The 7,945-nt window shown below is 62.7% G+C and carries 4 protein-coding genes; 2 read left to right on the top strand and 2 right to left on the bottom strand.

Going from position 1 to position 7,945, the window contains the following annotated elements:
* Nucleotides 1-99: 99 nt before the first annotated feature.
* Nucleotides 100-1,029 carry a response regulator transcription factor gene (locus DEVEQU_RS18865; protein ID WP_126152157.1) on the bottom strand — a complete coding sequence of 310 codons (930 nt, stop codon included), beginning with the start codon at nucleotides 1,027-1,029 and terminating at the stop codon, nucleotides 100-102.
* On the bottom strand, nucleotides 1,016-4,579 hold the full coding sequence (locus DEVEQU_RS18860; protein ID WP_223214290.1) for an ATP-binding protein: 3,564 nt from the start codon (nucleotides 4,577-4,579) through the stop codon (nucleotides 1,016-1,018). Before DEVEQU_RS18860 ends, DEVEQU_RS18865 begins: the two co-directional genes overlap by 14 nt.
* A gap of 234 nt (nucleotides 4,580-4,813) precedes the next feature.
* On the opposite strand from DEVEQU_RS18860, the gene urtA reads away from it, so the two are divergent.
* Both urtA and urtB read left to right on the top strand, forming a co-directional pair.
* Nucleotides 4,814-6,112 carry an urea ABC transporter substrate-binding protein gene (gene urtA / locus DEVEQU_RS18855; RefSeq protein WP_126152156.1) on the top strand — a complete coding sequence of 433 codons (1,299 nt, stop codon included), beginning with the start codon at nucleotides 4,814-4,816 and terminating at the stop codon, nucleotides 6,110-6,112.
* A 164-nt stretch (nucleotides 6,113-6,276) separates the two neighbouring features.
* Nucleotides 6,277-7,890, top strand: coding sequence for an urea ABC transporter permease subunit UrtB (gene urtB, locus DEVEQU_RS18850; protein ID WP_126152155.1), 1,614 nt, complete (start codon nucleotides 6,277-6,279; stop codon nucleotides 7,888-7,890).
* Nucleotides 7,891-7,945: the final 55 nt, after the last annotated feature.

The raw sequence follows: 7,945 nt of genomic DNA, 5'->3' as shown, positions 1-7,945 counted from the left end.
GGGTAGTTCAGTGACACACTGATGGACCCCCACCCTCAATCCCTCCCCTCAGGGGGGAGGGAGGCGAAAGCGCCTGGGCCCACCTCAGTTTGAATTGATCTACAGCTCGAATGGTGCCTGCATGGCCTGGATGGCCTTGATGGCAGCGGAGGCGCGGTTTTCGACACCGAGCTTGGTGTAGACCTGCTCGAGATGCTTGTTCACCGTGCGCGGGCTGAGGCCCAGAATGTCGCCGATATCGCGATTGGACTTGCCGCGGGCGATCCACAGCAGCACTTCGCTTTCGCGCTGGGTCAGGCCGAACTGCTGGCGCAGGGCGTCCTCCTGCCCCTCCGCCTGCATGCGGCTCAGGCGGAACAGATATTCATCGCCGCCGACCATGCCGAGATAGGAAAACTGCAGACCAGTGGCGCCATTGCCACCCAGCGAAAAGGCGTCGCCGGGCTGGGCCTGTGCGCCCTCGAGCAGGTGCCAGGCGGCGAAATTGGCCGACATCTCGGCCTGCACCCGCGCATCCATGCCGGAGCGTTCGAGCAAGCGATTGGCCTGTGGCGTGGACCACAACACCGTGCCATAGGCGGCAAAAGCGACCAGATGCCGGCCGGCGGCATCGAGCGCGATGCGGGCGCTCTGGGCACGGCGGGCATTGGCGAGGTGGACACGAATGCGAGCGCGCAATTCATCGACATTGATCGGCTTGCTGAGATAATCGACACCGCCGCTTTCAAGCGCATGCACGATATGCTCGGTCTCGGTCAGCCCGGTCATGAAGATGACGGGGACATGGGCGAGCGTCGCCAGCGCCTTCATGCGGCGGCAGGTCTCGAAACCGTCAAGACCCGGCATGACCGCATCCATCAGCACCACATCGGGAATGACCCGCTCAACGATGTTGAGCGCCATGTCGCCGGAGCGCGCCACCAGCACGGTGACGCCGGCATCCTCCAGCGCCGCGGTAAGAAAGCCGAGTGATTCCGGGGAATCGTCGACCAGCAGCACAATGTCCTGTTCTTTCTCAATCCTGCTCATGGCTCACCCGCTCCAGCGCTTCGGCATAAGCCTCAAAATCAAAATTTTCCATATGGCGGCGCAGCACCGCCACCAATGGCAGATTGGCTGGATCGGCGGCCAGTTCCGTCAGCCTGGCCTCGATCCCCCGTACATGGCCGATTTGCCCCAGATTGGCGAGATCGCGCAAGGCCTCGGCGCCGGGGGATTTTGGCGCGGCTGTCTGGGCGGCCGGAGCGGATGGCGGCACGGCATGGGTCCAGTCTATCGCCAGATGCGTGCCCAGCTTGTCGATCAGCTGGTTGAGCTCGAAGGGTTTTGCCAGCGTGTCGGAATGACCGGCATCGGCGCCGGTGGGATTGGCGCCATCGCCGATATTGGCCGAGAGCATGATGATGGGGGCAGCGATGCCGCGTTCGCGCAGCGCGGCGACGAGGTCCCAGCCGCTCATCCCCGGCATGCGGATGTCGACGAAGTAAAGATGGGGGGCAAATGCTGCCATCCCCTCGCTCGAAGCGTCACCCTCGGGCTTGACCCGAGGGGCCTGCACTTGGGGAGAATTGGGCAAGTTAAGAGCCCTCGGGTCGAGCCCGAGGGTGACGATCTGTGGTGGTGTGACGATCTTGGGTGGGGTTGCGGCCGGTGTGAGGGAGGCCGATCGCTGCTTGGACGACCAAGCCCATGCATCGAGCTTGGCCAAACACTCGTCCCCACTCTCTGCCGACACCACCGCAAAGCCCAGCGGCTCGAGCATCTGGCGCATGAGCTCGCGGTGGTCTTCGTTGTCGTCGACCACCATGATGGTACGCGCCGGACCGGTATAACCGGTGATCGGCTGCGTGGTGGCGAGGCGCTTGGATGGCCGCTCGACCTTGGTCAGCATGAGCCGGGCCACAAAGCGGGTGCCCTGCCCCGGCGTGCTGGTGACGGTGATTTCTCCGCCCAGCGTTTCGGTGAGCAGCTTGGTGATGGTGAGACCGAGGCCAAGGCCGGGGGTGAAGCGGTTTTTCTCGGCCTCGCCGCGCACGAAGGGCTCGAAGATGTGGGGGAGATCGTCTGCCGTGATGCCGGAACCGCTATCCTCGATGGTGAAAGTCGCCACCTGCATGCGGTAGCCGACATCGAAGCTGACATGGCCGGCACTGGTGAACTTGATAGCGTTGGAGAGCAGGTTGACGAGGATCTGCCGCAGCCGCTTTTCGTCCGTGCGCACATAGGCGGGCAGCGCCTTGGCGCGACTGTGGCGGAATTCCAGCCCCTTGGCCTGGGCCTGCAGGCGGAACATGTCGACAAGCTGGTCGAGGAAATCCTGCAGGTTGATCTCGTTAGAATAGACCTGCAGCCGCCCGGCCTCGATCTTGGAAATATCGAGCAGTCCATCGATGAGACCGGACAGATGCTCGGCGCTGCGGCGGATGACCTGCACCGAACCCCGGCGGTTTTCGGGCATGGCGGCGTCCCGTTCGAGGATCTGCGCATAGCCCATCACCGCATTGAGCGGGGTGCGCAATTCGTGGCTGAGGCCGACAACGTAGCGGCTCTTGGCCTGGTTGGCGGCCTCGGCTTTTTCCTTGGCGCGCTGCAATTCGGCATCGGTACGGCCATGCGCGTCGATTTCCTTGAGCAGCAACGTGTTCTGGCGGGAGCTTTCCTCCTCGGCGACGAGGCGGCTGTCATGCGCCAGGACCAGGAACCAGGTCATGATTCCGGCGGCGACGGCGAAGACGAAGAAGACGACGAGCAGCGTGCCGCCCACCACATCGGCTGTGTGCGGGGCCGAGCGACCCGCGAAATAGTAAATGAGGCCCAAAATACCGGCGAGAATGGCGGTGGCGACAGCCATGGAGATGCCATAGCGACCCAGCCGGCTCTGGAGCTTGTCGATCATCCATTGCGGCAACACCGTCGCGGCGACGGCGTGGGTCTGGGCCCGGAAATGCGCCTTGGGCTTGCACATGTCGTGGCAGCGGGCGTCGAGCGAACAGCAGAGCGAGCAGATCGGCGCCGCATAGGCGGGACACCAGGCCATGTCCTCGGGCTCGAAAGGATGTTCGCAGATCGAGCAGGTGACAGCAGTCTTGTTGGCCCAGGCTTTGCGCGGCTTGCGAGCGAGGTAGTATTTGCCCCTGGTGGCCCAGGCGATGGTGGGCGAGGCGACGAAGCAGACGACAAGGGCAATATAGGGCGCAAGCGCCGCCGCCATCTCGCCGAAGAGACCGAAATGGGCGGCGAGCGCAATGGTGGCCGAGAGCAGCATCGAGCCGACGCCGACCGGATTGATGTCATAGAGATGGGCGCGCTTGAACTCGATGCCCGGAGGGGCCAGGCCCAATGGCTTGTTGACGAAGAGGTCTGCAGAGATCGAGCAGAGCCAGGCCATGGCAATGATCGAGAAGGTGCCAAGCGTCTCTTCGAGCAGCCGGTAGATGCCCAGCTCCATCAATAGCAGCGCGATGGCGACATTGAACAACAGCCAAACGACGCGGCCGGGATGGCTATGGGTGAGGCGGGAGAAGAAGTTCGACCAGGCCAGCGAGCCGGCATAGGCGTTCATGACATTGATCTTGAGCTGGCTGATGACCACGAAGCCGGCCATCAGCATCAGCGCCACGAATTCATTGGGGATCATGTAGCCGAAGGCGACGGCATACATATAGCCCGGCTCGGAGGCGTGTTCGGGGGAGACCCCGGAGGATAGGGCGAGGAAGGCGAGGAACGAGCCGGCGATCAGCTTGGGCGCCCCCACGACCACCCACCCTGCCCCTGCGAGAAAGATGCCAAGCTTCTGCCGCCATTTCGGCGCGCCCTCGGCGGGCAGGAAACGCAGGAAATCCACCTGCTCGCCAATCTGGGTCATCAGCGCCAGGATGACAGCGGAGGCGGCGCCGAACTTGGCGACCTCGAACGCGGCGATACTGCCGGCCGCGCCTTCGGGCTGACCCAGGCCATTGAAGGCGCGCCAGAGATCGAACTTCTCCCAATCCATGAAGGCGATGAAGACGAAGGGCAGGATGTTGAGGACGATCCAGAACGGCTGGGTGATGAGCTGGAAGCGGCTGATCATGCGGATGCCGTGGGTGACCAGCGGGATCACCGCCACGGCGGAAATGATGTAGCCGATCCAGAGCGGCAGCCCGAACGCCAGCTGCAAGGCGCTGGCCATGATCGAGGCTTCAATGGCGAAGAGAATGAAGGTGAAGCTGGCATAGATCAGCGAGGTGATGGTCGAGCCGATATAGCCAAAGCTCGCTCCACGGGTGAGCAGGTCGACATCGACGCCATGCCGGGTGGCGTAGCGCGCGATCGGCACGCCGACCAGCAGAATGGCGATGGAAGCGATCAGAATGGCGATCAGCGCATTGGTGGTGCCATAGCTGAGGGTGATGGCGCCGCCGATGGCTTCGAGCGCGAGGAAGGAAATGGCGCCGATGGCGGTCTGCGAGATTCGGTCATTGGAAAAGCGCCGCGCCGACTTGGCCGTGAAGCGCAGCGCATAGTCTTCCAGGGTCTGGTTGGCGACCCAGCGATTATATGCGCGCCTGACCGGAATGATCCTCTGCCGTGCCATGATCCGCCCAGGCCTTAACCAGTTTTGCGCGTTGCCCAAAAAATCGCCAGGGCCTTCATTAGCATGAAACCAACCGAAATCACGCGGTTTTTCAGGCCTTTCGCTGACCGGCGCGGAGTGTGCCGCCGAGCGGTTACGTCAATCGACGTATAGGGCTCAAGTTAAGAATGGTCCCAGTGTCTCCCCAGACGCCTCCCTTGGTGTCTCGGGGAACAAATCTTCAGAGGGACTAACACAATGACCTATTTCAGCGCCAAGAGCGCTCTGCTCGCTGCGGTTCTCGCCGGCAGCGTCTCGCTGTCCATGACGCCGGTCATGGCCCAGGACGACACCATCAAGGTCGGCATTCTGCATTCGCTGTCGGGCACGATGGCCATTTCCGAAACCACGCTCAAGGACACGATGCTGTTCCTGATCGAACAGCAAAACGCCAAGGGCGGTCTTCTCGGCAAGCAGATCGAACCCGTCGTGGTCGACATTGCCTCCGACTGGCCGCTGGCCGCCGAACTGGCCCGCCAGCTGATCGAAGTTGACGATGTCGACGCCGTGTTCGGCTGCTGGACCTCGGTGTGCCGCAAGTCGGTGCTGCCGGTGTTCGAGGAACTGAACAGCCTGCTGTTCTACCCCGTCCAGTATGAGGGCGAGGAAAGCCAGCGCAACGTCTTCTACACCGGCGCTTCGCCCAACCAGCAGGCCATTCCGGCCGTCGACTATTTGATGAACGACGAGGGAGTCGAGCGCTGGGTGCTGGCCGGCACCGACTATGTCTATCCGCAAACCACCAACAAGATCCTCGAGCAATACCTGCTCGACAAGGGTGTGGCCGCCGAAGACATCATGATCAATTACACGCCCTTCGGTCATTCCGACTGGCAGACCATCGTCTCCGATATCAAGGCTTTCGGTTCGGCCGGCAAGAAGACCGCCGTGGTCTCCACCATCAATGGCGATGCCAACGTGCCGTTCTACCGCGAACTGGGCAATCAGGGCATCAAGGCCGAGGACATCCCGGTCGTGGCCTTCTCGGTGGGCGAGGAGGAACTCTCCGGCTTCGACACCACCCCGCTGGTGGGGCACCTGGCCGCCTGGAACTACTTCATGAGCGTCGATACGCCCGAGAATGCCGAGTTCATCAAGGCCTGGCACGACTATATCGGCGACGACAAGCGCGTCACCAATGACCCGATGGAAGCCCATATGATCGGCTTCAACCTCTGGGTGAAGGCTGTCGAAGCTGCCGGCACCACTGATTCAGACGCTGTCATCGACGCCATTGTCGGCCTTGAAACCCCGAACCTGACCGGCGGCATGGCCAAGATGCTCCCCAACCACCACATCACCAAGCCGGTGCTGATCGGTGAAATCCAGGATGATGGCCAGTTCTTCGTGGTCTGGGAAACCGAAGATCTCGTCCCCGGCGATGCCTGGTCCGACTACCTGCCGGAATCCAAGATGCTCGAAGCCGATTGGACCGCCCCGATCAACTGCGGCAACTACAATACCGAAACCAAGACCTGCGGCGCCGCGGCGCAGTAAGGCAAGGGCCACCCCACCTAACCTCCCCCTGAAGCAGGGGAGGGATGGGCCGGTGGCTGAGGCGGGATCTCACCCAAGCACAAATCTTCCCCTCCCCCTCCTTAAGGGGGAGGCCGGGTGGGGGTTCTCTCCACACCACACCAAAAACCAAGGACGCCAGAACCATGACCATTCTCCGCGCAATCCGCCTGGTGCTTATGGCCCTGCCGTTCCTGATTTTTCCAAATGCCCACGGCCAGGATGCCAGCGCAGACATTTCGGCCCTCGTACAATCCATGGGCAAGGCCAGCCTCAAGGAATTGGGGCAGATCGTCACCGAGCTGGCCGCGACCGGCGACACCAGTGTTGTCCCCGCTTTGCAGGCTCTCGCCGATGGCACGCTCTATGCCGACAAGACCACTGGCCTCGTCGCCATCCAGCGCGGCTCGGCCTATGTTGATCCGGTCTCCGGCGAAGCGATCGATCCACCCGAAGGCGCCGACTTCGCGCGTATCCGCATCAATAACAGCCTGCGCCGCGACGTTTCGGTGGCGGTGAGCGGCATGACCTTGATGAGCGAGAGTGCGGCGACCCGTCTCTCTGCCGCCAACGCTTTCATGGCCAAGCCCGATCCCGCCATTCTGCCGCTGCTGGATGAGGCCATTGCCGAGGAAACCGACGCCAATGTGCTCAAGGCCATGCAGACGGCGCGGGCGGTGACCATCCTCGCCAGCGACGACGCCAGCATCGACGACAAGAGTGCCGCCGTGCCGCAGGTCGCCGCCAATGCCGGGCGCGCCGCCATTACCATTCTCACCGGGGCGCTGAACTCCGCACCCGAAGAGCTGCGCCCCACGATCCAGTCAGCCCTGGCCGGTCTTGAACAGGAACGCGCTGTGTGGGGTGCCTTGCAGAATGTGTGGTTCGGCATTTCGCTGGGCTCGGTGCTGCTGCTGGCCGCCATCGGGCTTGCCATCACCTTCGGGGTCATGGGCGTCATCAACATGGCGCATGGCGAGATGGTGATGCTGGGCGCCTATACGACCTTCATGGTGCAGCTGGTCATCCGCCAGAATTTTCCGGGATTGCTCGACTATTCGCTGCTGATCGCCCTGCCCTGCGCCTTCCTCGTCACCGGGGCCATTGGCGTCGGCATCGAGCGCGGCGTCATTCGCTGGCTCTATGGCCGCCCGCTTGAAACCCTGCTCGCCACCTGGGGCATTTCGCTGATCCTGCAACAGACGGTGCGCTCGATTTTCGGGCCGACCAACCAGATGGTCATCGCCCCCACATGGATGAGCGGCTCGACCGAATTCTTCGGCCTCTCCATCACCTATGGCCGGTTCTGGATCGTCATTTTCGCGTTGATCGTGTTCTTCATGCTGCTGCTGGTGCTCAACCGCACGCCGCTGGGGCTGCAGATGCGCGCCGTGACGCAGAACCGCCGCATGGCCTCGGCCATGGGCATCCGCACCCCCTTTGTCGACGCCATGACCTTCGGGCTGGGCTCGGGCATTGCCGGTCTGGCGGGCGTGGCGCTGACCCAGATCGACAATATCTCGCCGAACCTGGGCCAGAACTACATCATCGACAGTTTCATGGTCGTGGTCTTTGGCGGCGTCGGCAATCTCTGGGGCACGCTGGTCGGCGCCCTGACACTGGGCGTGGCCAACAAATTCCTCGAACCCTATGCCGGCGCGGTGCTGGGCAAGATCCTGATCCTGGTGCTGATCATCCTCTTCATCCAACGGCGTCCAAGAGGGCTGTTCGCGCTCAAGGGCCGGGCGGTGGAGCAGTGATGATGACGCTCAGAAGCTTTGGTTCCTTCGCTCCCTCCCCCCTTGAGGGGGAGGG

The organism is Devosia equisanguinis, assembly GCF_900631955.1.
GTDB classification, from domain to species: Bacteria; Pseudomonadota; Alphaproteobacteria; order Rhizobiales; family Devosiaceae; genus Devosia; species Devosia equisanguinis.
Note: the sequence above shows the minus strand (reverse complement) of the source record. Positions and strands in the feature narration are given on the sequence as shown.